This window comes from Arthrobacter sp. 2RAF22 (genome assembly GCF_052115325.1).
Classification (GTDB): domain Bacteria; phylum Actinomycetota; class Actinomycetes; order Actinomycetales; family Micrococcaceae; genus Arthrobacter.
This window is the reverse complement of record NZ_JBFRGL010000012.1, coordinates 86,672-111,078: the sequence shown is the minus strand read 5'-3', so window position 1 is coordinate 111,078 and position 24,407 is coordinate 86,672. Positions and strand designations below refer to the sequence as shown.

Below are 24,407 nucleotides of genomic sequence, written 5' to 3'. Positions count from 1 at the left end.
TTCATCAACGGCTGGATCCTGGTCAAGACGAAGCTGCCGTCCTTCATCGTGACGCTCGCGACGTTCCTGATGCTCACGGGCCTGAACCTGGCCCTGACCCGGCTGATTGGCGGGTCCGTGTCCTCGCCGTCGATTTCCAAGCTGGACGGGTTCGAGTCGGCGCATGCGGTGTTCGCGTCGTCGGTCAGCATCGGCGGGGTCGAGGTGAAGATCACGGTGTTCTTCTGGATCATCCTGGTCGCGATCGCGTCCTGGGTGCTGCTGCGCACGAAGGTGGGCAACTGGATCTTCGCCGCCGGCGGGGACGCGAACGCTGCCCGTGCGGTGGGTGTCCCGGTGACCAAGACCAAGATCGGCTTGTTCATGGCGGTGGGGTTCTGCGGCTGGGTCCTGGGCATGCACAACCTCTTCGCGTTCGACGCGGTGCAGTCCGGTGAGGGCGTGGGCAACGAGTTCCTGTACATCATTGCCGCGGTGATCGGCGGCTGCCTGCTCACCGGCGGGTACGGTTCCGCGGTGGGCGGGGCGATCGGTGCGTTCATCTTCGGGATGGCGAACAAGGGCATCGTGTACGCSCAGTGGAACCCGGACTGGTTCAAGTTCTTCCTGGGCCTGATGCTGCTGCTGGCCACCATCGTGAACCTCATCGTCAAACGCCGCGCAGAGCTCAAGTAGAAGGGGCGCAAGAGAATGAATGCCAAACAGATCGACCAGCAGACCCTGCTCAAGGATGAGAAGGACCCGCTGACCCACACYCCCGTGCACCTGCTCTCCCTGGACGCGGTGGGCAAGCACTACGGGAACATCATCGCCCTGCGGGACGTGACCATGGCCGTGGACAACGGCCGGGTCACCTGCGTGCTGGGGGACAACGGCGCGGGCAAGTCCACGCTGATCAAGATCATCGCCGGCCTCCACCAGCACGACGCCGGGGTGCTGAAGATCATGGGGGAGGAGCGGAAGTTCAACTCCCCCCGCGACGCCCTGGACGCCGGCATCGCCACGGTCTACCAGGACCTGGCCGTGGTGCCGTTGATGCCGATCTGGCGGAACTTCTTCCTCGGCTCGGAACTGACCACCGGCTGGGGCCCGTTCAAGTCCATGGATGTCCAGAAAATGAAGGACATCACGCTCAAGGAACTGGCCCAGATGGGGATCGACCTGCGCGATGTGGAACAGCCCATCGGCCAGCTCTCCGGCGGTGAACGCCAGTGCGTGGCGATCGCGAGGGCCGTGTACTTCGGGGCGAAGGTGCTGATCCTGGACGAACCCACCGCCGCGCTGGGCGTGAAGCCATCGGCTACTACGACAAGAAGGACATCACCCTGGACGAACTCACCGCCCAGATGGCCGGCGGCGCGGAACTGGCCGAACTCGCCCACGAACTCGAACAACTCGGCGGACACACCCAAGCCCTCAAGGAAGTCCAAGCCGAAGTCGCCGAAGTCGCCGACGCGGCATACGAGAGCAACACCAAGCGCCACTAAGCGCGAACGTTTACAACCTGATGGAGCAACCATGGAAATGCTAATAGCCGGAAACTGGCGCGGCGCCGCCGACGGAAGGACCGAGGAAGTCCGCTCGCCCTACGACGGCCGGACGATCGACACAGTCCCCGTTGCGACGGTCCAGGACGCCCAAGCCGCCCTTGACCGTGCCGAAATCGGCGCCCACCTGCAAAGGACAACACCGGCCCACGTGCGTGTCGATATCCTCCTGCGCGCGGCCGCCCTGGCGGATGAACGTGCCGAGGACATTGCCCAGACTATTAGCGCCGAATCCGGCAAGCCCATCACGGAAGCCCGGGGCGAGGCCAGTCGCTCCGGGAACATCATCCGCCTCGCCGCCTACGAAGGGAGCCAGCTGTACGGCTCCACGCTTCCTTTGGACGCAAACGCCGGGACGGGTTTGGACAAGATCGGCTTCACGTTGCGGCAGCCTGTGGGCATCGTCGTCGCCATCACGCCGTTCAACTACCCGGCCCTGCTGGTGTTGCACAAAATTGCACCCGCGCTGGCAGCCGGTAACGCCGTCGTCCTTAAACCGGCCCGCGCAACGCCGCTGACGGCGCTGAAGCTGGCGCAGTGCTTCGTCGACGCCGGCCTGCCGCCCGACGCGCTGTCCGTGATCACCGGGCCCGGCAGCTCCCTGGGCGACGTGCTTGTGACGGACCCGCGGGTCCGCAAGGTGTCCTTCACAGGCTCCACCAGCATCGGAACGCGCATCAGCTCGATCGCGGGCGTGAAGAAGCTGTCCCTTGAGTTGGGTGCTTCGTGCCCGGTGATCATCCTGCCGGACGCCGACCTCGAACTCGCCTCCACTGCGGTGGCGGCTGGCGGCTACGTCAACGCAGGCCAGGTGTGCATTTCGGTGCAGCGGGTCATCGTTGACCGCCGCGTCGAGAAAGACTTCCTGGACGCGCTGGTCCCGAAGGTCGAAGCGATCGCCGTGGGCAACCCCAAGGAAGAGGATACGCGCCTTGGCTCGCTGATCTCCGAAGAGGAAGCCTCACGCGTCCACACCTCGATCCTCGAGGCCCGCCATTCCGGCGCCCGTGTCCTCACCGGCGGTGACCGTGACGGCGCCGTGGTGACTCCCGCCGTCGTTGCCGGCGTCGACCCCCGGTCGCCGCTGAGCCGGAACGAACTGTTCGGGCCCGCCGTCGCGGTCTCCTCCGCGCCGGACATGGAAAGCGCCATCGCGATGGCCAACGACAACGAGTACGGACTCGGCGCGGGAATCTTCACGAGCGACGTCGCCGGTGCGGTACAGGCCATGCGGCAGATCGACGCCGGCAACATCCACATCAACTGGTCGCCGCTGTGGCGGGCCGACCTCATGCCCTACGGCGGCTTGAAAGGCAGCGGAATCGGCAAGGAAGGCGTCCGCTCTGCTGTCCAGGAAATGACCGAAGAGAAGACGGTCGTCCTGCACGGGCGCCCCTGGTAACGACGACAACGGGAATAAGGCAATGACCACCACACCATCGCAGACCATCAGGCTCACCACGGCCCAAGCGGTCATCAAGTACCTCTCGGCACAGTATTCGCTCGCCGACGGCGTCCGCCGCCGCTTGGTCCCCGCCGCCCTAGGCATCTTCGGCCACGGCAACGTGGCAGGCCTCGGCCAGGCACTGGACGAACTGGCCGACGACATGCCCTTCATCCAAGGCCGGCACGAGCAGTACCTGGCGCATATCTCCACCGCATATGCCAAGGCGAGCCGCCGGCAGGCAGTCCTCGCCGTCACGGCGTCCATCGGCCCGGGCGCGCTCAACCTCGTGACCGCCGCCGGCCTGGCAACGGTCAACAGGGTCCCGCTCCTGCTCCTGCCCGGTGACACCTACGCCACGCGGCACCAGGGCCCTGTGTTGCAGCAACTGGAGCACCCCACCGAGGCAGATGCCACGGTCAACGATGCGTTCCGCCCCGTATCGCGCTTCTTCGACAGGATCAACCGCCCGGAGCAGCTCCTGACCGCCCTTCCGCAGGCAATGCGCGTGCTCACGAGCCCCACGGATACGGGAGCCGTGGTCATTTCGCTGCCCCAGGACGTGCAGTCGCACGCCTACGACTTCCCGGCAGAATTCTTCGAGCCGCGCGATTGGAAGATCCGGCGTCCGCTTCCGGACCTGGAAGAGGTCGACGACGTCGCCCGGCTCATCCGTTCGGCCGAGCGTCCCGTGATTATCGCCGGCGGCGGCATCCACTACTCCGACGCCCACGCGGCGCTCGAGGCGCTGGCAGGCCAGGTCGGAATTCCCGTCGTCGAGACCTTCGGCGGCAAGGGCGCCGTGACCAAGGACGAATGGTGGCAAGTGGGCGGCGTCGGGCTCGAGGGCAACTTCGCGTCCAACACCCTGGTCAAGCAAGCCGACCTGGTCCTCAGCGTCGGCACGCGCCTCACCGATTTCGCTACCGGCTCCCAATCGATCTTCGAAAACCCGGACGTCCGATTCGCGTCCTTGAACATCGTGGACACCGATACCCGCAAGCAAGGCGCCACCGGCATCCTCGCGGACGCCCGCTTGGGCCTGGAGGCACTTGCCCGGGCACTGGAGGGCCACAGCACCGCTGAAAGCTGGCAGGAAACAGTCCATTCCGAGAAGGCGAAGTGGGCGCCCATCCGGTCCCAATGGCTCGACGCCGACACTGCCTACCGCCCGGAAGACCACCCGGACGCGCCGGTCACCGGAGCCGTCCTGACCCAACCGCAGCTGATCGGACTGATGCAGGAGCACGCCCGCTCCGGCGACACCATCATCGCCGCAGCAGGAGGACCTCCCGGTGACCTGCAAAAAGTCTGGGATGCCACGGGCAACCGCAATTGCCACCTGGAATTCGGTTTCTCTTGCATGGGTTACGAAATCGCAGCCGGCATGGGCGTCCGCCTGGCCGAGGGCAACAACGACAACCGGGTGGTCACCTTCATCGGTGATGGCACGTTCCTCATGGCACCCACGGAAATCCTCACCGCGGCCCAGGAAGGCCTCAACGTCACGGTTGTCGTCTCCGAGAACCACGGCTACCAGGTCATCCACCGCCTGCAAATGAACCGCATGGGACGCGAATTCGGCAACGAGTTCCGCTACCGCACCACCGGTGGCAGCGTCGCCGTCGACGACGCCCCCAATGCGCGGCTGGACGGCGACTACCTCAAGGTGGACCTCCGGCAGATCGCGGAAGGCCTGGGTGCCCTCGCCATCCGGGCCACCACGGCGGCAGAGGTCCGGGAAGCGCTGGCCTCCACGCGCGATACCCAAGGACCCGTCGTGATCGTGGTGCCCACTGTTCCCCACGTGGACCTGCCTGGCGGCGACGTCTGGTGGGACGTAGCTCCCGCGGAAGTGTCCGGACAGGAATGGGTCCGTTCATTGCGCTCGGACTACGAGAAGGCAAAGAGCCGCCAGCGGTGGTTCGGATGAGCGACTCGGGTGGCCGCAACTACGACGGCGGACCGCTCGACGGCGGCCGGCTGCGGCGCCGCTTGGCGGCCGGAGAGGTGACCCTGGGAACCTTTGTTGGCATGGCATCCGCAACCGCGGTGGAAGTGTGCGCCGCTGCCGGCGCGGACTGGGTGCTCGTCGATCTTGAGCACGGTTCCGGCGGTGAGGATGCGGTCCGCGACGGTGTCCTTGCGGCCGCAAGCTACGGCGTCCCCACCCTTGTTCGAGTGGAGAGCGGAGAACGGATACGCATCGGCCGGGTCCTGGACCAAGGCGCGGCAGGCATCATGGTGCCCCGCCTGAATTCGGTGGAGGAAGCCGGCCAAACCGTGAAGCACATGCTGTATCCGCCGTACGGCGACCGCGGCGTGGCAACGTACAACCGCGCGTGCCGCTGGGGCATGGACCGGGCTCCGCTGACCGCAGACCAGCAATCAGCCGTGGGAATCGTCCAGATCGAAACCCTGGACGCACTGGAGAACGTGGAGGAGATCGCGGCGCAGGACGGCGTGGATGTCCTTTTCGTCGGACCGATGGACATGTCCTTCGCTTTGGGTGTCCCGATGCAACTGGACAGCAATGTCTTCCAAGAGGCACTCCAGCGGGTAGTCGCGGCCGCGCAACTGCACAACAAAGCTGCCGGCATCCTCGCGGTGGACGGCATGGCGGCGGCCAAGTACGTCCGCCAAGGCTTCCGGTTCGTGGCCATCGGCTCGGACTCCACCATCATGGCGGCGGCGTTCCGGGACGCCTTCGACACAGCCCGCAACTGACAAGAATTTTCAACGAGAAAGGCATGAACGTGAGCCCAGAATCCCGCACAGTCGGTGTAGGCCTTATCAGCGTCGGATGGATGGGAAAGCTCCACTCGCGCGCCTACCAGACGGTCCCCTACGCCTACCCCGAGCTTGGCTTGACCACCAAGCTCGTCATCGCGGCGGACACAGCGCCGGACCGGGTGGACTACGCCCGCGATGTCCTCGGCTTCGCGGAAGGAACCACCGACTACCACGATGTCCTGAACCACCCGGACGTCGATGTCGTTTCCATCTGCGCCCCCAACTTCCTGCATGCCGAAATCGGCATCGCGGCTGCCAAAGCCGGCAAGCACTTCTGGATCGAAAAGCCTGTTGGACGCGGCTACGAAGAAACCGTAGCCGTGCAGGAAGCCGCCGTGGAGGCCGGCGTCGTGACCTCCATCGGCTACAACTACCGCCACGCCCCGGCCGTGGAGCACGCCAGGAAGCTCATCGCGGACGGGCGCCTTGGGCGCATCACGAACGTCCGCGCAGTGTTCTTCTCCGGATACGCTTCCGAGCCCAACGGCGCTTTGTCCTGGCGCTTTGACCGGAAACTCGCCGGCACCGGCGTGCTGGCGGACTTGTTCAGCCACGCAACCGACCTGTGCCAATATGTAGTTGGGCCCATCGCCGAGGTAACCGCGCTCACAAGCACGGTCTACACGCAGCGCCCCAAGCTGGCGATGGGGTCAGGGACGCACTTCGCGGTGATCGAAAACGGTGAAATGGGAGAGGTCGAGAATGAGGATTACGCTGCAGCGCTGGTCCGCTTCGGCCCGTCCGCCCGCGGGGCAGGCGCCGTCGGCACCATCGAATCCTCGCGCGTTGCCGTTGGACCCGAATGCGGTTACCAGATCGAAGTCTACGGGACCGAAGGCTCGCTCAAATGGGACTTCGAGCGCATGAACGAACTCAAGGTCTGCCTGGGCCGCAACAACGACGAGCAAGGCTACACCACGGTCAACGCCAGTCCCCGTCACGGCGATTACGCTCACTTCCAGCCCGGGCCCGGCAACAGCATGGGTTTTGACGACCTCAAGGTCATCGAAGCCAAGAAGTTCCTGGTCGCCGTCACTGGAGGAGCACAGGAAAACTCCAACATCCACGACGCCGCATCGGCCGCTGCCATTGTCAGCGCCGCCGAAGCGTCCTCGCTGTCAGGTCAATGGCAGAAGATCGAGGAAATCCACGGCACCACGGCAGCGCGGGCATAACCATGGCACCTCCATCCGCCCGGCGGCCGACGATCATGGACGTGGCAGAACGCGCCGGCGTTTCCAAGTCCTTGGTCTCCCTCGTGCTGCGCGACTCACCGCGCGTCAGCGACGAACGCCGCCAGCGGGTGCTCAAGGCTGTTGAAGAGATGGGCTTCGAGTTGAACCTCGCAGCCCGGTCCCTGGCAACACGGGACAGCGGAACCATCGGTGTGCTGGTCAGCGACATGCACAACCCGTGGGCCTTTGACGTCGCAGACGCCGCACGGACCGTACTTGAAGAGGCCGGGCACACCGTCCTCTTCAGTGCGGTCACCGCGGCGGGCAGGGGAGTGGACCAGTCCATCCTCCAGGCCTTCCGGGACTTGCGGGTCGCGGGCCTGCTCGTCGTCGGAACCGTGCCTGACAAAGCACCGTTCAGCCGTGCCGTTTCCGGCGGGGCTGTGGTCTTTGCAGGTGGCGGACCGGACTACATCGATACCGCCGATATCGTGCGGAGCGACGATGCCCTCGGCATGTCCATGGTTGTTGAGCACCTGATCGCCCAGGGACACGAGAACATCGTGCACCTTGGCGGCCTGGGTGGCTCGGTTGGCCGCGAACGCGTGGACGGGTATTCGGCGGCAATGGAAGAGCACGGTCTGGCCCGTTATATCCGCGTGGTCGACGCCGACTTCTTCCAGGAGTCCGGCTATGTTGCCGCCCAAAGGGCGCTTGGTTCCCGCTCCACGCACCAGCGCCCCACGGCGCTGGCCTGCATCAATGACCTCGCCGCTTTTGGTGCCATGACCGCTGCCGATGAACGCGGCGTCGAAATAGCCGTCACCGGTTATGACAACATCGCGCTCGGTGCAATGCCGCGCCTGGGACTGACCACCGTTGACCCGGACAGCTCCACCATTGGCGTCACAGGGGCCAAGACCCTCCTGGAACGCATCCATGGTGAAGGCAGCGGCTTCGTCCACCATTCCGTCACGCCCCACTTGGTCGTGCGGAAGTCCAGCCTCCTGGGCCTTTAAAACCGAGGCCTCTAACACCTCGTAACTACGCCGTTTTCGGCGCAGCCCCATACCTCCACATCTTCAAGGATGACGATGGCTTCCATAACCACACCCCAAATCTTCGTCGCTCTCGGCAGCGTTGAACCCGACCTGGTGGAACCGCTCCTCTCTGAACACCAGCGACTCATTCAGGACCCCACCGACGAGGACCTGGCCAACGCCGATGCAGCAATTGTCAGGGCCGCCTACCGCGTGGACCGGGAACTGTTGGACCGCATGCCGGCGCTCAAAGTCATCGCCCGGACCGGCGTCGGAACCGAGCTCGTGGACGTCGCCGAGGCCAATCGACGGGGAATTCCGGTGGTCATCACGCCCGGGAGCAACACCGCCTCGGTGGCCGAAGGCGTGTTCGCCCACTTGCTCGCCCTGGTCAAGAAGCTCTCTCCGCTGACCGCGCTGGTCCGTGAGGGACGCTGGGAGCAGCGGGCCGCCGTCGGCGTCGGAGACCTCGAGGGATTCACGCTCGGCATCATCGGATACGGCCGCATTGGCCGCCGGGTGGCGCGGATCGCCGAAGCCTTCGAGCTCAAGGTCCTCGCCTATGATCCGTTCGCGGAGGTTCCCCCGGAAATCCGGTGCGACACCGTAGAGGAGCTCCTTGAGGGCAGTGACTTCACTACCCTCCACGTGCCCCTGACACCCGAAAACCAGAACCTCATCAACGCGGACCGCCTCAAAGCCATGAGGCCCGGAGCGGTCCTCATCAACTGCAGCCGTGGAGGCCTCATCGACCTCGACGCCGCCCACGAGGCGCTGCAGTCGGGACACCTGTCCGGTCTAGGCCTGGATGTGTACGATCCCGAGCCACCCGCGCACCACCCGCTGTTCGACCACGAAAACGTGGTCCTGACTCCGCACTTGATGGGCTTCACACGTCAAGGCATGGCGCACACCGTCAGGGACGCCGCCCAGGGTGCGGTGGACGTCCTCGCCGGCCGCGCGCCCGCGGCGGTGGCCGGGCCATGACCGGTCCCTCAGTTGAGCATGTCCCCTTCAACTCTCCAGAACCAAGCCAAGGCCCCGGTCTTCTCCGGGCAACCCGCTAGAAAGGACCCCACATATGTCCACTGATCGACCCCTCAAAGTCGCGCTGTTCGGATCGGGCCGTATCGGGCAAGTCCACGCCCGGAACATCGCTGCCCACCCGGACCTGGAATTGGCCTGGATCGCCGACCCCTTCATCGAAGGGGCCCGCACGTTGGCGGCGGGGACCGGAGCCATCGCCGTCGAGACTGCCGACGAGGTCTTCGCGAAAGGTGACCTTGACGCCGTCGTGATCGGCTCGCCCACCARCACGCACGTCGAGCTGATCTCGCGTGCCATGGCGCAAGGCGTGGCGGCCCTCTGCGAGAAGCCAATCGACCTCGACATCGACCGTGCGCTCGCATGCCGCGACGTGATCAAGGGAAACAACACTCCCCTTATGCTCGGGTTCAACAGGCGCTTCGATCCCAACTTCGCGGCCATCCACCGCCGTGTTGTGGCGGGCGAGATCGGCCGCCTCGAACAGCTGACCATCATCAGCCGCGACCCCGCGCCGGCCCCGGCCGCCTACATCGCCACCTCGGGAGGGATCTTCCGGGACATGAGCATCCACGACCTGGACATGGCCAGGTTCTTCGTGCCGGACATCATCGAAGTTTCCGCTGCCGGTGCCAACGTGTTCTGCGACTACATCGAGGAAGCCGGTGACTTCGACTCCGTGGTCATCACCCTCCGGGGACGCGACGGCGAACTTGTCACCATCACCAACTCCCGCCACAGCGCCTACGGCTACGACCAGCGACTGGAGGCGTTCGGCAGCGAGGGGATGCTCAACGCGGGCAACGTCAGCCCGACGACGGTGCGCAAGTACGGTGCTACCGGCACCGAAGAGGCGGACGCCTACCTGCCGTTCTTCCTGGAGCGTTACGCCGAGGCCTACCGGAACGAGCTGGACAGTTTCGCCAAGGCCATCCGCTCGGGCACTGCCTGCAGCCCGGGATTCGACGACGGCCTGCAGGCGCTAGCCCTGGCCAACGCGGCCGAGGAGTCCGCCCGTTCGGGCCGCGCAGTCAAGATCGAGAACTCAGTCAAGGTCGAGAACTCAGTCAAGATCGGGCACCCGTAGCCATGCCACTTCTCCAAGACAAAGTGATCCTCATCAGCGGAGGTACCCAAGGTTTGGGGGCCGGCGTCGCACGACGCGCAGCTGCCGAAGGTGCGGCCGGCATCGCGGTCACCGGGCGGAACGCGGACTCAGGTGAACGGCTCGCCGCGGAGCTCACAGCCTCCGGCGTCGAGACCCGGTTCATCAAGACCGACCTCGCCGACGTCGAACAGGCCCGGAACTCGGTGCTTGAGACGATCAACGTCTTCGGGCAACTCGACTGCGCGGTCAATGCGGCCGGCCTGACCACCCGCGGCACCATGCTGGACACCACGCCCGAGCTTTTTGACGCGCACATCGCGGTGAACCTGAAATCGCCGTTCTTCATCATGGCCGAAACCATCAAGCATCTTTGTAGCAGGGGTGTGCCAGGAAGCATCGTGAACGTCATCTCCATCGCTGAACTTGGCGGGCAGCCGTATTTGGCGCCGTATGTGGCCGCCAAGGCCGGCCTGGCCGGGGCGACCCGCAATGCGGCGCATGCGCACCGCTGGGACAAGATCCGCATCAACGGGCTGGACATCGGCTGGACCGCCACGGACGGGGAAGCCGAAACCCAAAAGAAATTCCACGGCGCAGGGGAGGACTGGCTCGAAAAGGCCAACGCATCCGTCCCCATGGGAAAGCTCGGGCAAGTGGACGAGATCGCCGAATTCATTGTCTTTCTCCTCTCCGACAGGAGCGGTGTTGTCACAGGCTCGGTCATCGACTGGGACCAAAACGTATACGGAGGATCAGATTGAGCACCATCACCAAGCGCCTTGCCGCAGCACCCATCTCCTGGGGCGTCTGTGAAGTCCCCGGATGGGGCCACCAGCTCGAGGCCGACAGGGTCTTGTCCGAAATGACCGCCCTGGGCATCAGCGCCACCGAGTTCGGCCCCGCCGGCTTCCTCCCCGAGCAGGCCACCCAACGCGCGGAGGTGCTGAAGCGGCACAACCTCCAGGCCATCGGCGGATTCTTCCCAGTCATCCTGCACGATCCGTCCAAGAACCCCTTGGATGTCGTGTCGGCTGAGCTGGACGCGTACGAAGCAGCCGGGGCCAGCGTCATGGTCCTCGCCGCGGAGACCGGCGTCGCAGGCTACGACCAGCGCCACGAGCTCGACGCCGAAGGCTGGGAGCTGTTCGGCAGGAACCTCGACGCCGTGGTCAAAGCCGCCGCTGACAAAGGCATCCAGGCGGTGGTCCACCCGCACGTGGGAACCATGATCGAAAGCACCTCGGATGTTGACCGGGTTTTGAACGACACCGCGGCAAACCTGTGCCTCGACACGGGCCACCTGCTCATCGGCGGCACCGATCCGGCCTTGCTCGTCCGCGGCTACGCTGCCCGCATCGGCCACACCCACCTGAAGGACGTGCGAACCGCCGTCGCGCAGCGGGTCCAGGCCGGGGAGATTTCGTACACCGACGGCGTCAAGGCAGGGATGTACGTACCGCTGGGTCAAGGCGACGTCGGCATTGCCGGAATCGTCCGGGACCTGCTGGATGCCGGCTACGAAGGCTGGTTCACCATGGAGCAAGACACCATCCTCGAAACCGAACCCACCGACGACGGCCCGGTCCGGGATGTCCGGCAGTCCGTGGCCTTCCTGCGTCAACTCGAAACGGAAATCGAGCGATGAGCGCGGTCCGCTGGGGAGTGCTGACCACGGCACGGATCGCCCAGGGCAGGTTCCTGCCCGCCATGAGCCGTGCCCGGAACGCCGTGGCGTCGGCCATCAGCAGCCCGAACGGAAAGGCCGCCGAAGTCGCAGAGCGCTTCGGTATCCCCGCCGCCTATTCTTCCCACGAGGAATTGCTCGCCGATCCAAGCATCGAAGCCGTCTACCTGCCCTTCCCCAACTCGCTGCACGCCGACTGGATTGTTGCGGCCGCCGAGGCTGGAAAGGACATCCTTTGCGAGAAGCCGCTCGTCGCCAACACCCACGACTACCGCCGGGTGCTGGAAGCCTGCGAACGCAACGGGGTGAACCTGATGGAAGCGTTCATGTACCGCTTCCACCCCCAGCACCAGAAGGTCCGTGAGTTCATCGACTCGGGCAAGATCGGCGAGTTGGTGTCCATGCACGCCCGCTTCCATTTCGTCATGGACCGAAGCGAAGGCGAGGTCCGCCTCCAGCCGGGAATGGACGGAGGTGCGCTCAACGACGTCGGATGCTACGCCGTCGACATCATGAACATGGTCATGGGCCGCGCGCCGCAAACCGTCTACGGCAAAGGCACAAGCCGCACGGACCCGGTGGAAACGACCATGGCCGCGATCCTGGACTATGGGGACGTCCTGGGAACACTGGACTGCGGCTTCGAAGGCCCGCGCACCAACACGTTCCAGATCATCGGCACGAAAGGCCACATCACCCTGGACAAGGCCTTCGACCCAGATCCGGGCGAAATTGCCCGCGTTACCGTGTCCTTCCGCGATGGCCGGAGCGAGTCTGTCGACATCGGGGAAGACCCGTTCAAGACCGAAATCGAGCGGTTCAGTGCGTGGGTGCGTAACTCCGGACCCGAACTCGTCCAGAGGGAATTGACCGAACAGAACCTGGCCGTCCGCCTGGCGCTCCAGGAATCACTCGCCACCGGCTTGCCGCGGGATGTCAACGACGTACATGCCGTGGAGCACCACCTACTACAGGAGCAGTAATGACCATCATCAACCACTTCATCAGCGGAGCCGAGACTGCGGGCAGCGGAACGGGTACCAAGCCCGTCTACAACCCGGCCACAGGTGCCGTGACGGCCGAGCTTCGCCTGGCCAACCTGGCTGATTTGGACGCCACCGTCGCCGCCGCAAAGAAGGCTGCTGCAAGCTGGGGCGACATTTCGCTGGCCAAGCGCACTGCCGTGCTGTTCAAGTTCCGCGAGCTCGTCGCTTCCCACGTGGACGAACTCGCGGCCCTGATCACCGCCGAACACGGCAAGGTCCTCAACGACGCCAAGGGCGAGATCGGCCGTGGCTTGGAGGTTATCGAGTTCGCTTGCGGCATCCCGCAGTTGCTCAAGGGTGAGTACTCGGACCAGGTCTCCACCGGGATTGATGTTTTCTCCTTCCGCGAGCCAGTCGGCGTCGTCGCGGGCATTACGCCCTTCAACTTCCCGGTCATGGTGCCGCTCTGGATGGCGCCGATGGCGATCGCGACAGGCAACGCGTTCATCCTCAAGCCTTCGCACCGCGTTCCTTCGGCCGCGATGCTGCTGGCCAAGCTGTTCCAGGACGCCGGGCTGCCGGACGGCGTCTTCCAGGTCCTCCACGGAGACCGCGATGTCATCTCCGGGCTCCTGACGCACCCGGACGTGGACGCCATCTCCTTCGTGGGTTCCACCCCCGTTGCCAAGCACATCCTTGAAGTGGCGACGGCGCACGGCAAGCGGGTCCAGGCTTTGGGCGGGGCGAAGAACCACGCAATCATCATGCCCGACGCCGACCTCGACAACGCCGCCGACCACCTGGCCGCAGCCGCGTTCGGTTCCGCCGGTCAGCGGTGCATGGCAATCTCTGTTGCGGTGGCCGTCGGCGATGCCGCCGATCTGCTGGTCAAGAAGGTCGAAGAGCGTGCCCTCGACGTCAAGGTCAAGAACGGCACCGACGCAGACGCGGACATGGGTCCCGTGATCAGCCCCGAATCCCGTGAGTTCATCGTCAAGACGGTGACAGAAGCAGAACAGGCCGGCGCCGCGATGGTCGTGGACGGCAGGGACTTGGTGGTTCCCGGGCATGAGGAAGGCTTCTGGGTTGGCCCCACCGTGATCGACCACGTCAAGACCGAAATGAGCGCTTACCAGGAGGAGATCTTCGGGCCTGTCCTGGTGGTTGTGCGCGTGGAGGACCTGGATGAAGGCATCAGGCTCATCAACGCCAATCCCTATGGCAACGGCACCGCGATCTTCACCTCCTCGGGAGCGTCCGCCAGGAAGTTCCAACGTTCAGTGGACGTTGGAATGATCGGCATCAATGTGCCGCTGCCCGTTCCGGTGGCGTACTACTCCTTCGGCGGCTGGAAGGCATCGCTCTTCGGGGACAAGCACATCTACGGACCCGAAGGCGTGTCCTTCTACACCCGCGGCAAGGTCATCACCTCCCGCTGGCCCGAACCCACCCACGCCTCAGGAGCTTCGTACAACTTCCCCTCCAACTAGTCGCCACTCAACTGACTCGCAGTAGATGTCGTTTTGAGCCCTCATAACGGCATTAACTGCGAGCTAGTTGGGTCGACGGGTGTTTCGAAACGATGGCAGGATCGAAGCATGACTGTGTCGTTCACATGCCACACGCGTATCGGGATGGAACCGGGGGAGCTCTTCGACCTCGCCCGCAATGTCGACGCGCACGTCGGCTCCATGGCCAAGTCCCGGGAACGTGCGGTTGCCGGCGTCGTGTCCGGACTGCTCTCGGAAGGCGACGAGGTCACCTGGCAGGCCTGGCATTTCGCTGTACCTCTGCGAATGAGCAGCCGCATCACCCGGTTTCGATTCCCTGAATCGTTTACGGACGAGCAAGTGCGTGGCCCCTTTCGCTTCTTCCGGCACGTGCACGAGTTCATTCCCGACGACGGCGGTACGCTCATGATCGATCGCGTCGAGTTCGCGGCGCCTTTCGGCGTTGTGGGCCGGATTGCGGAGAAGGCTTTCCTCGGGCGATACCTGCGGAACCTCATCGAAAAGCGCAACGAATACCTTGCCCGCAACGGTGCCGCCGCATGATCAGGACGGCCCGCGCGGACGAACTGGAACGGCTCCGGGGGATCGAGTTCGCCGCGGGGGAGATCTTCCGCTCCTGTGGAATGGACGCCATCGCAGATGACGAGCCATTGACCGTTACGGAAATGGCTCTCTACCAGGCGCGCGGTGGTGCCTTGGTCTTTGCCGACACGTCAGATGTTCCCGTGGCCTATCTTCTGATTGAGCACCTCGACGGCAATGCGCACGTGGAGCAATTGAGCGTCCATCCGTCGCATGCGCGGCAAGGTCTCGGGAGCGAGCTGCTCGATGTTGCCGAAAAGTGGGCTCAGGCCGAGGGCTTGGAGTGGCTGACCCTGACCACTTTCCGGGATGTTCCGTGGAATGCGCCCTACTATCGCAGGCTGGGTTTCGAGGAACTGGGCCCGGAGCTGTTGGACGATGGACTCCGGGGCATCCTCGAATGCGAGGGCTTGGTGGGCCTGAGCCGTTGGCCCAGGATCGCCATGCGGCGGCGCGTCAGGCCGATCCGCGGACGGAAAGATTCTGTCAGTCTGTATTGACAGGCTCACACTGTCAGTTCAAACTGACAGCATGAATGGTGATGAGCTGACTTCCCACATCCCGGCGACGGACCCGGCAATCGGGCTCCGCGCCGTTGGTGCCCTGCATCGCTTGGCTGAGAAGGTGGAGGCCACCAACGTGGCCCTCGCGCGGGAGCACGGTTGGTCCTGGGAGCAAATAGGTGATGCCTTGGGCGTCTCCAAGCAGTCGGTCCACGCCAAATACGGAAAGTGAGTCTGCCATGTTTGAACGATTTGCCGGCGAAGCCAGGACCGCTGTCCATGCCGGCGCCGAGGAAGCCAAACGCCGTGGAGACCGGAGAATCGGCACGGACCATTTGCTGCTGGGATTGCTTCACGACCCCGGGAGCTGCCGGACGTTGGAAACGGACCTCGAATCCGCCCGCGCCCAGCTCGATGCCCTCGACCAGCAGGCGCTGGAAGCCGTTGGCGTGACGCTGGGGGACTTCGGCCCGCTGAATGCGCCGAAGGGAAGCAGCCGGACTACCTTCACCTCGGCCGCCCGCTCAGTCATTCAGGACTCACTGATGCTGACCACGCGGGAGAAGGCCCGCAGGATCAGCACGCGGCACCTCTTGCTCGCACTGCTGGAGCGGCGCGAACCGGATCCGGCCGCCGTCCTGCTCCATAACCTGGGCGTGGATACCGCGGCACTCAAGGACAGGCTGCAGAACCCAGGTCCGGGAACTGAGTGAGGCGGCCCGAACCTGATTGTTTTGCGCGGCAATATTCCGCTCGAGTGAACCACAGCTGAGTGAATCCTGTAAGCTCCCACAGGATCACGCAGCCGCCTTTTGAGGGGAACCGCCCGTGCAGGACACCATTACCGTACGTCCATCGTGGGGTCGTCGCCTTGCCGGAATCGAAGGCCTCCGAGGCATTGCGGCCCTATCGGTGATGGTTTACCACCTTGCTTTGACGACCTCATTCCAAGTGCAGACCGGGCCGTTGGAAATTCTCTTTTCGCTTTGCAACCAGGGCCTCACCCTGTTCTTCGTCCTCTCCGGCTTCCTGTTGTACAGGCCCTTCGTTTCCGCGATCGTGCAGGGCAGGCAGCTGCCGTCCATCCGCCGCTATGCATACAACAGGCTGCTGCGGATTTATCCCGCGTACATCGTGATCTTCGTTGTCACCGGACTCTTCGTCGGTTCCGTGTACCTTCACGGCAGCACTCACGGGTTCGGCCCGGAAAACATAGGCAGGCTCACGGATCCCCTCAAGATCGCAGCCAACGTACTTCTTGTTCACATGTTCATTCCGGAGTACGTCATGAGCGGCCTGCCGGTGTCGTGGTCATTGACGGCTGAGATCACCTTCTATTTTGTTCTGCCCTTGGTGGCCTTTCTTGCCCTGTGGAGGATTCGAAAAGGATCGAGGAAGACTGCCGCCTTGGTGTGCGCGCCGCTTGCCATGGTCATCGTCGGCCTGGGCATTACGCTTTGGGCCAGTGACGCGGCAAGCCGAATGAGCCCGATCGATGCGGCGAACTTCGGCTTCGGGCAGACTGGCAGTGCAGTCTTCCTTCGGAGCTTCCTTGCGCAGGCGGATCTCTTTGGATACGGAATGCTCGCCGCCGTGGCAGTGGTCGTGATCCACGAACGCGGCGTGGAGCGGGTGCAGACCCGGGTCAAGGCAGCACTAGTCCTGGTCGCGGCGCTGATCGAGCTCCTGGCCCTTGAATTCGCCCGACCCGTAATTTCCACGGTCTCCGGGGTGGCTGCGGCGTTGGTATTGCTCGCAGTCGTATTACCGTCATCCCGGGGAGACGACCTGAATCGGACGGCCCGTGTTCTCGAATGGTTGCCATTCCGCTTCACGGGCGTCATGAGTTACAGCATCTATCTCTGGCATCTGCCCGTCATTTTTTGGCTAATGGGGCATCACCGGACGTTCGGCCAAAACACTCTCGCCTTGCCGCTCAACGGGCTCCTCGTCCTGGCCATCACACTGTCCTTGTCCACCTTGACTTACTACTTTGTAGAGCGCCCGGCGATGAAGCTGAAGAGGCCGGCGTTGAAGGTACAACAACCCGAACCTCAACAGGAACTAAGCGTTAAGCGCTGAGGATGTAGAATCGGCCTCCTGTCTGCAATTTTCTTTTGGGGGTCCCCGCTTGGCTGTCCTGACCGTGCGCCGTCGCGCCTTTTTCGCTCCTACTGTCCGCTCGCGGAACCCTGTGGTGTACGCGTCGATCGTCCTGGTCTCGACACTGATTTCGCTGGCGCGGCTCCCGGGCCCGGCTATCGGAACCCTGTGGGCCGAAGATGGCGGGATCTTCATCAATGACGTGCTCAAGGACGCAGGCCTCCGGGGCATCTTCGCCCCCTACCAGGGCTACCTCCACGTCGTGCCCCGCGGGGTGGCGTGGCTGGTCGTAAGACTGCTTCCTGTGGACGCGTGGGCGATCGCGGTGACCGTGGCGGCGTGCCTGATCGTGGGCGGCGTGGCCGCGCTCGTGTTCCACTGCTCGTCCGCGCTGTCCAGTAATACCTGGGTCCGGCTTGGGTTCGCAGCGGTGCCCGTCTTGGTCGCTGCCAGCCCGGAGGAAGCTCTCGGAAACCTCGCAAACCTGCATTGGTACTTCCTGTACTTGGCGCCGTGGCTCCTTTTGAAACGGCCCCGGACATGGGCCGAGGGTGTCCTCCTGACAGTTGCGGCGCTGCTCGTGGGCCTTACGGAAATACAGGCCGCAGTGTTCGTCCCCCTTTTTCTCTACAGGCTGCGGGACGCACGCCTTTGGGGTCCGAGGCTAGCCCTCCTTGTTGGCGTTGGGGCGCAGGTTTTCACGACGCTGGCGTTCCCGCGCGAAAACCCGGCCGCACCGCCGGTGAATTGGCTATCGGTCGTATACGGGTGGTTCGTCGACGGCCCGTCCGCCGTAATGTTCGGTACCGCCGGACAGATATCCCGCGTGGTAGTCCGTTTCGGTTGGGTGCCCGTGGTGCTGGCGGGGGCCCTCTTCCTTGCAGCGACCGCGCTCATCCTTGTTCGGGGTGGAACGCGCGAGAGGGTTGCCGCAGGCGCGTTCCTGGGCGGCTCGGTCGTCATAGCGTGCGCAGCCGTGGCCCTGAACTTCCGGCCGTTCCTCGACTACGCCGCTTTCGACGACGCCGGCTGGAACGCCTTGCACCTCGGGCGGTACGCTGTTGCGCCGTCCATGTTCCTGCTCGCACTCTTGCCGCTTCTGGGCGAGGTTCTGGGGCGCTCTGCACGGCCGGCGGTGCTCGGCGTTTTGGCCGTGCTGATGCTCGTCTACTTCTTCCCCGTGGCCGTGGGGCGCGAGTTCGGACCAATCTGGGCGGACCATCTCGAGCAGGCCCGAGCGGCATGCCGGACGCCCGGGGCCGAACCGGAGCAGATCGTTCCGATCGCCCCGACGGATTGGTCGATCAAAGGCGTCAACCTCCCCTGTCGCATCCTCGACTGACCCGGATGGGGGGTCCGTGCGCTAGGTAGTGATGAGTTCGGCTTCGCTGCGCTCAACATTCCGGGGAAAACGCGGGATGCGCGGAAAGAGGATCCTGTGTGAGATGACTGAACCCGCAACAAGTACCAGGAGGTATGCGGTTGTCAGCCCTTCCCAAGTGAAGGGCGGCTGCCACAGCGGATCGAACATTTCCGTCCAGTTCGTATGGGTTTGGAGACCTATCGTGTACCGCCGGAGGACAAACACAAAGAGGTAAACGTGTACGCCAACGGCTCCGGCAAAGAGCCACGGAGACAGGGAACGCGCCCATGGTCCCCGTGGTGTCGGGCGCATGCGCATGGCCACTCCGCAGGCGAGCAGAAGCAAGACAAACAGGGCCAGCAAGTATCTGCCCTGCCAGATGTAGCCAATTTGCTGTATTACCTGGGCCTGAAGGATGGGCGGCAGGATCAATACAGCGACAAGCAGGATCCAGACTGCGGGCCGGGCCCGCAGAGGCCGTGCGGTGAGGCCGCCGATGATGACGGCCGCAAAGGCAAAGTGCCAGAAGGCGTAGACGGCGGCGGGTGCGCCGGTGTCGAGCCAGCCCATGATTCCGATATAGCCGGACGCATAGTCGAATGAGCGGTCCAGCATCGTGACGAAGGCCTGGTCCGGTGTCACATCACTGGGGGTACCCGTCAGGCTGCTCAGGCTATTGGCCGCGACCAGCCAGGCGAGACTGGCAGCGCAACCAAGGCCGATGAGCGCGGTCATGGCCAGGCCCAATCGGTTCTTCACGACGGCGACCATCGGCTTTATTCCGAAAATCAACACGGCTGAAACTACCGCCACCGCCAGCCAGAGCAACGAAAGAGCGCGGGTATTGGCCAAAACGGCTCCGGAAATCCCGACAATAACGATGCTTGTCCGAACGTTCTTGAGATTCCGGTAATTCTCGAGAACGACGCATAGGTTGAGAAACAAGGCAGAAGTCGTAACCACTTCAAGCGCGTTGGGATTGATCGAGCCGTTGAGAAAAAGCACCATCGGCGTGATGGAAACCAGGCAGCTCGCCATTGGCCAGAAGCGACGGCGCAATGACGCCGCAGCGCCGATGGTGGCCGCAAGGAACACTGAGCAGATCAGGGCACTGATCAGGCGCATCAGGTAGATCGCGGGCTCGCCCGCCATGAACCGTGAGGGAAGGCCGACCATCGCGTAGTACATCGGGTTGTAATTGCCGGCGCTCGTTTGGGCTTGCACGAGGTCCCGCGCTGCGGGGTCGAGTGGAGGTGCGCACGCAGGCGTCATGGCGATTTTGAAAGCGAAGCAACCTTGGGCGCTGATGGTGGAAATGTATCTCGGAACCGTGACAATAGTCTGCTCGCCCTGCTTGCCTGTTGAGCTTCCCGTGAGCTCACCACGGGCGACTGCCGCGGCTTTGATGGTGTGGGCCGGCTCGTCGGGCACTGACATCAGGGGTGAGGCGAACACCCAAATCATGGAAAGCACGGCAATGATGGGGAACGCAATGAACGTGAACCGCAGTGTGGGCAGTGCGCCCGGCCTGCGTGCTGCGCGTGGCAGGGCTGGAGAATTGGTAACCATCGTCCTGATACGTTATCGCACCCGATCGCCAACAACCCGGCTGGACGAGACCGCCTGAAGCCGGTCGAAACAGGCCATCGGCACGGTTTGGCGGTTCGATGCGCGGCGTTTCGCTGGAACCGGAGCCGTTATGATTGATCGAGCCTTGCGGTCGCTGAGGCGAGGCTGTCTCCGCCGGAAGCCGCAGTTTATATGACATTGACGATTTTGGGGTGCTAACAGTGGCGCTAGACCCGCGTGCTCAAGTGACGCGCTTGGTGGGCTTTGTCCACCGTAGCCACCTCTTGAAATTCTTGATCGTGGGAGGGCTCTCCTTCGCCATTGATCTTGGCCTGCTGGTTCTGTTGCACGAAGGCTTTGGGGTTGACTTGTGGTTTGCCACGCCAGCTGCTTTCCTCGCGAGCCTCGTCTTCAACTATTTCGTCCAGCGCTCATATACTTTCCAGTCCAATAACCGGCAGCACGTCAGCATGTTCCGGTACGGCCTCCTAGTCGTTTTCAACGTCTTCGCAACGGACATCATCGTCAATCTTTTCGATAGCCTCGCCCTCACCTATGCGGGTGGAAAAGTAGTGGCCACGGTTTCGACAATGACCTGGAATTTCTTCCTCTACAAATACTGGATTTTCCGCACCGATGCCCGTAACTCCGGGAAAGTTCAACAAGACGATTCCGAATTCAGCCCCACTGCCGCAGACGGCTGATCAGCCGGCTACCAGCTCTACCTCGTAGCCGTCGGTATTCACCAGATAGGCGGCGTAGTGGCCCGGCCCGCCGGCGTGGGGATATTTGCTCTCGAACATCTCGTACCAGCCCGAGTCCGCGCCGAGCTCCCGGAGCCGGTCCACGTTCTCCCTGGTGCCGGCATGGAAGGCGAGGTGGTTGAGCCCGGGCTCCGTCCTGCGGTGCGTGCTTCCCGTGAGGGCCGCGGACTGTTCGATCACGATGTACGTGCCTCCGAGTTTCCAACTGCAGCCCTCGGGCCACTCCTGGAATTGTTCGTAGCCCAGTTCGGCCAGCAGCCAGCCCCATTCTTCCTGCGCCCGGCTGATGTGGGGTACCCAAATTTCTACGTGGTGCAGCGAACCCACCGGAACATCAGCCATGCGCAGAGTCTACGTTTGACGGGGGCCCGCGGGAATGCCGGGCAACTCCACGACAAATGCCGCGCCGCCCTCACGCGCCGCGCGCACACTGATGCGACCGCCCATCCGCTGCACGATCCTTGCCGCGATGGACAAACCGAGTCCGCTTCCAACCGGCCGTTCTCCGCTGTATCTGGCAAAGAGCGCACCGCGTTCGAACGCGACGGAGGCATCCGCCTCCGTGAGGCCAGGGCCGCCGTCGCGCACTTCAACGGTGAGTCCGTTGCCGGAAAGGTAAGCGGCGAGCACAACGGGAGCGCTTTCAGGGGTCACGCGCAGCGCGTTTTCCAGCAAGCCGTCCACCACTTGGCGCAGGCGCTGGCCATCGCTGCGGACCGGCAATGGCCCGGAAGGCAGTTCGAGCCGACCGGCAATTCCGTTCTGGACGCACACCGCTTGCCAGGCCTGCCAACTCTCGCGCAGGATCAAGGATGCGTCCACAGGCTGGAGTTCCACGCGGAAATCATCGGACTCAAGCCGTGCCAATTCCAAGAGATCGCGGACAAAACGGTCCAGGCGGTTGGTTTCGGCCACGAGCGTCCGTCCGACCCCGCTCACGTCGTCTCCGCTGACAACGCCATCGGCAAGCGCTTCGGCGTAGCCCCGCAGCGCGGTAAGTGGTGTCCGGATTTCGTGCGAAATGGAGAGCAGGAACTCGCGTTGGCGGCCCTCGCTGGTCCGGAGCGCTGCATCGAGGGCCGCCAGCGCCTGCGACACCTCCACCACTTCGGCCGGGCCGCCGGGTGCTACGGCCACGGATCGTTCTCCGGCTGCGAGCCGATGGGCCGAATGCGCCGTACGCACCAGCGGCCGGCTCAACCATTGCGCCAACAGGCCACCGGCGACGATGGCGAACACCAGGCAGACCGCGAGGGCAATCAGCATGCGGCTCAGGAGGGGAGCGGCGGCCGCGCGGATTTCGGACACGGGCTGCGCCAGCACCACGCCTCCGCCGGCCGCCAAGGGCCGGGCCTCGAGGACCACGGTGTTCTGTGGACCGTTCACCGACGTCGAGACCGACTTTCCGGTCAATACCTCCGCGACGGTCTTCGCATCCACCAGCCTCGCCCCGCCGCCTGTCACGCGGCCGTCGGTGCTGATTTGCGCGAGCCTCGCGCCGTGCGTGAGCAAATCTGTGCGCAGGTCTTGCAGGCTCCCAAGGCTTGACTGCTTGCTGAGGGAATCGGCCTCGACCGCGAGGTACTTCTTGGCTTCGTCCACCGCCGTGGCGTTGACCAGCTGCGCCGCCAGAAGGCCGGCAAGTACGACGGCGACGGTCGCGACGGCGGCGATCACCGCCGTCGTGCGTCCGGCCAGTGTGCCGAACCAGCGCCTCACGTGGCTCCTCCGGCGCCGGGACGGAGCACGGACGAATGGGGAGGCGCGGCCGAATAGCCGACGCCGCGGCTCGTCGCGATGGGGGAGTGCTCGCCGAGCTTGGCACGGAGCTGCGCGATGTGCACATCCACTGTCCGCCCGGCGGCATAACTGGCCTGCCCCCACACGGCGGACAGGAGCTGCTCCCGGGAAAAGACCCGGCCAGGCTGCGCCATGAGGTACGCGAGGAGGTCGAATTCGGTGGCCGTCAGGGTGAGTTCCTCGGTTCCCGCGCGTGCGGTCCGGTTGAGCGGATCCAGTTCGACGCTGCCCAGCACGAGCGGTTTGGAACGTGGGGTTCCTTCGGTCCGGCGCAGGACCGCCTTGACCCGCGCCACTAGTTCGGAGGGCGAAAACGGCTTGGTGAGATAGTCGTCCGCGCCCAATTCCAGGCCAAGGACGCGGTCCACCTCCTCATCCCGGGCCGTGACGAACAGTACCGGCGTCCAGTCCTCTGCCTGCCGCAGTTGCCTGCAAAGCTCGATCCCGTCCAGACCGGGCAGGCCGACGTCGAGAATCACCGCGACCGGTTTGAGTCGCTTGATCTGTGCCAACGCGGACACCCCGTCCCGCTCAACGTGTACACCGAAACCCGCGCGGCCCAGATAGAGGCGCTGGATATCGGCAATTGCCCGTTCATCCTCGGCAATCAGCACCAATCCGCGGCTGTCTTCCATGCGTCCATTCAACAGCAAGGATCAAGCCTGTGGAGCGTCCTCGTCGGCCGCCGGGGACGGTTTTACATTCCTCGAACATTGGCCGAACAATCAATTCATGCGGCCGGACCAGAGTGTGGTGAAGAGCGCCGGCGGATCGACCACCGGCCGGAACAAAGGACACGGACCATGAACAACAGCATCCCGAGCTCCAGCACTCCCGTTGAGGGGCGCAAGCGTACCAAAGCGCGCACCGCCGTCGTCAGCGTCCTCGCAGCAGGCCTCCTGCTGGGCGGCGGCGTGATCGCCGCCAACGCTGCTACCTCAAGTAGCCCGAGCACGACGGCGGCAGCCACCTCCCAGCCCACCGCGACGGCCGGGACTGCAACAGCGGCGGCGGCCAAGACGGCGCTCGCGCGGCATCCGCTCGCGGCGGCCCTGCGGTTCTTCGTGAACGGTGACAGCAGCAAACCGAACTACGGCCAACGCGCCGCGAAGATCGCCACGTTCATCCTGGACAAGCGCCCGAAACTGGCCGCGAAGCTTCCAGCCGCGCTGCAAGCGGACCTGAAAGCGCTGAAGGACGCAGCCGACGGCGACCGGGTGGCCAAGGCAACCCACATCAGGGACACAGCCCTGAACGGCGGCTACGGCCCGAAGATCCAGGCGCAGGCAAAGCGGATGCAGGAGCAGAAAGCCGACCGCAAGGCTTAAACGACGGCAAGGCTGGTTATTTGTGGCGGGACCGCCACAAATAACCAGCCTTGTTGTGCAGAC

General features: G+C 64.2%; 24 protein-coding genes and 1 pseudogene. 21 read left to right on the top strand and 4 right to left on the bottom strand.

Features of this window, described 5'->3' with window-relative positions; genetic code table 11:
• From AB4068_RS11235 to AB4068_RS11145, 19 genes and pseudogenes are all read left to right on the top strand, one after another.
• A partial coding sequence (locus tag AB4068_RS11235) for an ABC transporter permease (protein WP_441433400.1) occupies positions 1-675 on the top strand: 675 nt, incomplete at its 5' end.
• A 15-nt stretch (positions 676-690) separates the two neighbouring features.
• Positions 691-1,487: pseudogene (locus AB4068_RS11230) on the top strand (ATP-binding cassette domain-containing protein).
• 31 nt (positions 1,488-1,518) lie between these two features.
• Positions 1,519-2,949 (top strand): aldehyde dehydrogenase family protein, encoded by a 1,431-nt coding sequence (locus AB4068_RS11225; protein ID WP_306964416.1) that lies wholly within the window; start codon positions 1,519-1,521, stop codon positions 2,947-2,949.
• A 22-nt stretch (positions 2,950-2,971) separates the two neighbouring features.
• Positions 2,972-4,924 (top strand): 3D-(3,5/4)-trihydroxycyclohexane-1,2-dione acylhydrolase (decyclizing), encoded by a 1,953-nt coding sequence (gene iolD / locus AB4068_RS11220; protein WP_441433399.1) that lies wholly within the window; start codon positions 2,972-2,974, stop codon positions 4,922-4,924.
• Positions 4,921-5,718: an HpcH/HpaI aldolase family protein gene (locus AB4068_RS11215; protein ID WP_332602590.1), complete on the top strand. Its 798-nt coding sequence runs from the start codon at positions 4,921-4,923 to the stop codon at positions 5,716-5,718. Before iolD ends, AB4068_RS11215 begins: the two co-directional genes overlap by 4 nt.
• 23 nt (positions 5,719-5,741) lie before the next feature.
• A complete protein-coding gene (locus AB4068_RS11210) occupies positions 5,742-6,959 on the top strand; it encodes a Gfo/Idh/MocA family protein (protein ID WP_306964423.1) in 1,218 nt (405 codons plus the stop codon).
• A 2-nt stretch (positions 6,960-6,961) separates the two neighbouring features.
• A complete protein-coding gene (locus AB4068_RS11205; protein ID WP_306964426.1) occupies positions 6,962-7,978 on the top strand; it encodes a LacI family DNA-binding transcriptional regulator in 1,017 nt (338 codons plus the stop codon).
• A 75-nt stretch (positions 7,979-8,053) separates the two neighbouring features.
• Complete coding sequence (locus tag AB4068_RS11200) at positions 8,054-8,986, top strand: hydroxyacid dehydrogenase (protein ID WP_441433398.1); 933 nt, start codon at positions 8,054-8,056, stop codon at positions 8,984-8,986.
• Between the two features lie 94 nt (positions 8,987-9,080).
• The gene (gene iolG, locus AB4068_RS11195; RefSeq protein ID WP_441433397.1) at positions 9,081-10,130 is read left to right on the top strand and encodes an inositol 2-dehydrogenase; all 1,050 of its coding nucleotides are present in this window, start codon (positions 9,081-9,083) and stop codon (positions 10,128-10,130) included.
• A gap of 2 nt (positions 10,131-10,132) precedes the next feature.
• Positions 10,133-10,912 (top strand): SDR family oxidoreductase, encoded by a 780-nt coding sequence (locus AB4068_RS11190; RefSeq protein WP_441433396.1) that lies wholly within the window; start codon positions 10,133-10,135, stop codon positions 10,910-10,912.
• Positions 10,909-11,796: a sugar phosphate isomerase/epimerase family protein gene (locus tag AB4068_RS11185; protein WP_441433395.1), complete on the top strand. Its 888-nt coding sequence runs from the start codon at positions 10,909-10,911 to the stop codon at positions 11,794-11,796. The genes AB4068_RS11190 and AB4068_RS11185 overlap by 4 nt, the downstream gene beginning before the upstream one ends.
• A complete protein-coding gene (locus AB4068_RS11180; RefSeq protein ID WP_306964437.1) occupies positions 11,793-12,818 on the top strand; it encodes a Gfo/Idh/MocA family protein in 1,026 nt (341 codons plus the stop codon). Before AB4068_RS11185 ends, AB4068_RS11180 begins: the two co-directional genes overlap by 4 nt.
• Entirely contained in the window at positions 12,818-14,311 is a 1,494-nt protein-coding gene (locus AB4068_RS11175) for a CoA-acylating methylmalonate-semialdehyde dehydrogenase (protein ID WP_441433394.1), read from the top strand. The genes AB4068_RS11180 and AB4068_RS11175 overlap by 1 nt, the downstream gene beginning before the upstream one ends.
• Before the next feature lie 108 nt (positions 14,312-14,419).
• Positions 14,420-14,875: an SRPBCC family protein gene (locus AB4068_RS11170; RefSeq protein WP_441433393.1), complete on the top strand. Its 456-nt coding sequence runs from the start codon at positions 14,420-14,422 to the stop codon at positions 14,873-14,875.
• On the top strand, positions 14,872-15,414 hold the full coding sequence (locus AB4068_RS11165; protein ID WP_441433392.1) for a GNAT family N-acetyltransferase: 543 nt from the start codon (positions 14,872-14,874) through the stop codon (positions 15,412-15,414). The genes AB4068_RS11170 and AB4068_RS11165 overlap by 4 nt, the downstream gene beginning before the upstream one ends.
• A gap of 31 nt (positions 15,415-15,445) precedes the next feature.
• Positions 15,446-15,649 carry a hypothetical protein gene (locus AB4068_RS11160; protein ID WP_284990792.1) on the top strand — a complete coding sequence of 68 codons (204 nt, stop codon included), beginning with the start codon at positions 15,446-15,448 and terminating at the stop codon, positions 15,647-15,649.
• Positions 15,650-15,656: 7 nt separating this feature from the next.
• On the top strand, positions 15,657-16,130 hold the full coding sequence (locus AB4068_RS11155; protein ID WP_059388391.1) for a Clp protease N-terminal domain-containing protein: 474 nt from the start codon (positions 15,657-15,659) through the stop codon (positions 16,128-16,130).
• A 115-nt stretch (positions 16,131-16,245) separates the two neighbouring features.
• Positions 16,246-17,499 carry an acyltransferase family protein gene (locus AB4068_RS11150; RefSeq protein WP_306964448.1) on the top strand — a complete coding sequence of 418 codons (1,254 nt, stop codon included), beginning with the start codon at positions 16,246-16,248 and terminating at the stop codon, positions 17,497-17,499.
• A 49-nt stretch (positions 17,500-17,548) separates the two neighbouring features.
• A complete protein-coding gene (locus tag AB4068_RS11145) occupies positions 17,549-18,862 on the top strand; it encodes a hypothetical protein (RefSeq protein ID WP_441433391.1) in 1,314 nt (437 codons plus the stop codon).
• A gap of 21 nt (positions 18,863-18,883) precedes the next feature.
• Here the strand turns inward: AB4068_RS11145 and AB4068_RS11140 are convergent, their stop codons facing one another.
• Positions 18,884-20,452 (bottom strand): DUF2142 domain-containing protein, encoded by a 1,569-nt coding sequence (locus tag AB4068_RS11140; RefSeq protein WP_441433390.1) that lies wholly within the window; start codon positions 20,450-20,452, stop codon positions 18,884-18,886.
• Positions 20,453-20,673: 221 nt separating this feature from the next.
• Between AB4068_RS11140 and AB4068_RS11135 the strand changes: the two genes are divergently transcribed.
• Positions 20,674-21,156 carry a GtrA family protein gene (locus tag AB4068_RS11135; RefSeq protein ID WP_441433389.1) on the top strand — a complete coding sequence of 161 codons (483 nt, stop codon included), beginning with the start codon at positions 20,674-20,676 and terminating at the stop codon, positions 21,154-21,156.
• Here the strand turns inward: AB4068_RS11135 and AB4068_RS11130 are convergent, their stop codons facing one another.
• From AB4068_RS11130 to AB4068_RS11120, 3 genes are read right to left on the bottom strand one after another with little or no spacing between them, the layout of a single operon-like run.
• Positions 21,157-21,558 (bottom strand): VOC family protein, encoded by a 402-nt coding sequence (locus AB4068_RS11130; protein WP_284990784.1) that lies wholly within the window; start codon positions 21,556-21,558, stop codon positions 21,157-21,159.
• Positions 21,559-21,567: 9 nt separating this feature from the next.
• On the bottom strand, positions 21,568-22,935 hold the full coding sequence (locus AB4068_RS11125; RefSeq protein WP_307053861.1) for a sensor histidine kinase: 1,368 nt from the start codon (positions 22,933-22,935) through the stop codon (positions 21,568-21,570).
• On the bottom strand, positions 22,932-23,651 hold the full coding sequence (locus AB4068_RS11120) for a response regulator transcription factor (RefSeq protein ID WP_059388398.1): 720 nt from the start codon (positions 23,649-23,651) through the stop codon (positions 22,932-22,934). The genes AB4068_RS11125 and AB4068_RS11120 overlap by 4 nt, the downstream gene beginning before the upstream one ends.
• A gap of 168 nt (positions 23,652-23,819) precedes the next feature.
• Between AB4068_RS11120 and AB4068_RS11115 the strand changes: the two genes are divergently transcribed.
• Complete coding sequence (locus tag AB4068_RS11115) at positions 23,820-24,344, top strand: hypothetical protein (RefSeq protein ID WP_332602581.1); 525 nt, start codon at positions 23,820-23,822, stop codon at positions 24,342-24,344.
• Positions 24,345-24,407 lie beyond the last annotated feature (63 nt).

Bases quoted from the DNA above. Each gene is read 5' to 3' on its own strand.
- AB4068_RS11200 (WP_441433398.1), top strand. From the start codon at position 8,054: ATGGCTTCCATAACCACACCCCAAATCTTCGTCGCTCTCGGCAGCGTT.
- AB4068_RS11215 (WP_332602590.1), top strand. From the start codon at position 4,921: ATGAGCGACTCGGGTGGCCGCAACTACGACGGCGGACCGCTCGACGGC.
- AB4068_RS11180 (WP_306964437.1), top strand. From the start codon at position 11,793: ATGAGCGCGGTCCGCTGGGGAGTGCTGACCACGGCACGGATCGCCCAG.
- AB4068_RS11140 (WP_441433390.1), bottom strand. From the start codon at position 20,452: ATGGTTACCAATTCTCCAGCCCTGCCACGCGCAGCACGCAGGCCGGGC.
- AB4068_RS11205 (WP_306964426.1), top strand. From the start codon at position 6,962: ATGGCACCTCCATCCGCCCGGCGGCCGACGATCATGGACGTGGCAGAA.
- AB4068_RS11225 (WP_306964416.1), top strand. From the start codon at position 1,519: ATGGAAATGCTAATAGCCGGAAACTGGCGCGGCGCCGCCGACGGAAGG.
- AB4068_RS11115 (WP_332602581.1), top strand. From the start codon at position 23,820: ATGAACAACAGCATCCCGAGCTCCAGCACTCCCGTTGAGGGGCGCAAG.
- AB4068_RS11165 (WP_441433392.1), top strand. From the start codon at position 14,872: ATGATCAGGACGGCCCGCGCGGACGAACTGGAACGGCTCCGGGGGATC.
- AB4068_RS11160 (WP_284990792.1), top strand. From the start codon at position 15,446: ATGAATGGTGATGAGCTGACTTCCCACATCCCGGCGACGGACCCGGCA.
- AB4068_RS11120 (WP_059388398.1), bottom strand. From the start codon at position 23,651: ATGGAAGACAGCCGCGGATTGGTGCTGATTGCCGAGGATGAACGGGCA.
- AB4068_RS11210 (WP_306964423.1), top strand. From the start codon at position 5,742: ATGAACGTGAGCCCAGAATCCCGCACAGTCGGTGTAGGCCTTATCAGC.
- AB4068_RS11130 (WP_284990784.1), bottom strand. From the start codon at position 21,558: ATGGCTGATGTTCCGGTGGGTTCGCTGCACCACGTAGAAATTTGGGTA.
- AB4068_RS11155 (WP_059388391.1), top strand. From the start codon at position 15,657: ATGTTTGAACGATTTGCCGGCGAAGCCAGGACCGCTGTCCATGCCGGC.
- iolD (WP_441433399.1), top strand. From the start codon at position 2,972: ATGACCACCACACCATCGCAGACCATCAGGCTCACCACGGCCCAAGCG.
- AB4068_RS11190 (WP_441433396.1), top strand. From the start codon at position 10,133: ATGCCACTTCTCCAAGACAAAGTGATCCTCATCAGCGGAGGTACCCAA.
- AB4068_RS11175 (WP_441433394.1), top strand. From the start codon at position 12,818: ATGACCATCATCAACCACTTCATCAGCGGAGCCGAGACTGCGGGCAGC.
- AB4068_RS11170 (WP_441433393.1), top strand. From the start codon at position 14,420: ATGACTGTGTCGTTCACATGCCACACGCGTATCGGGATGGAACCGGGG.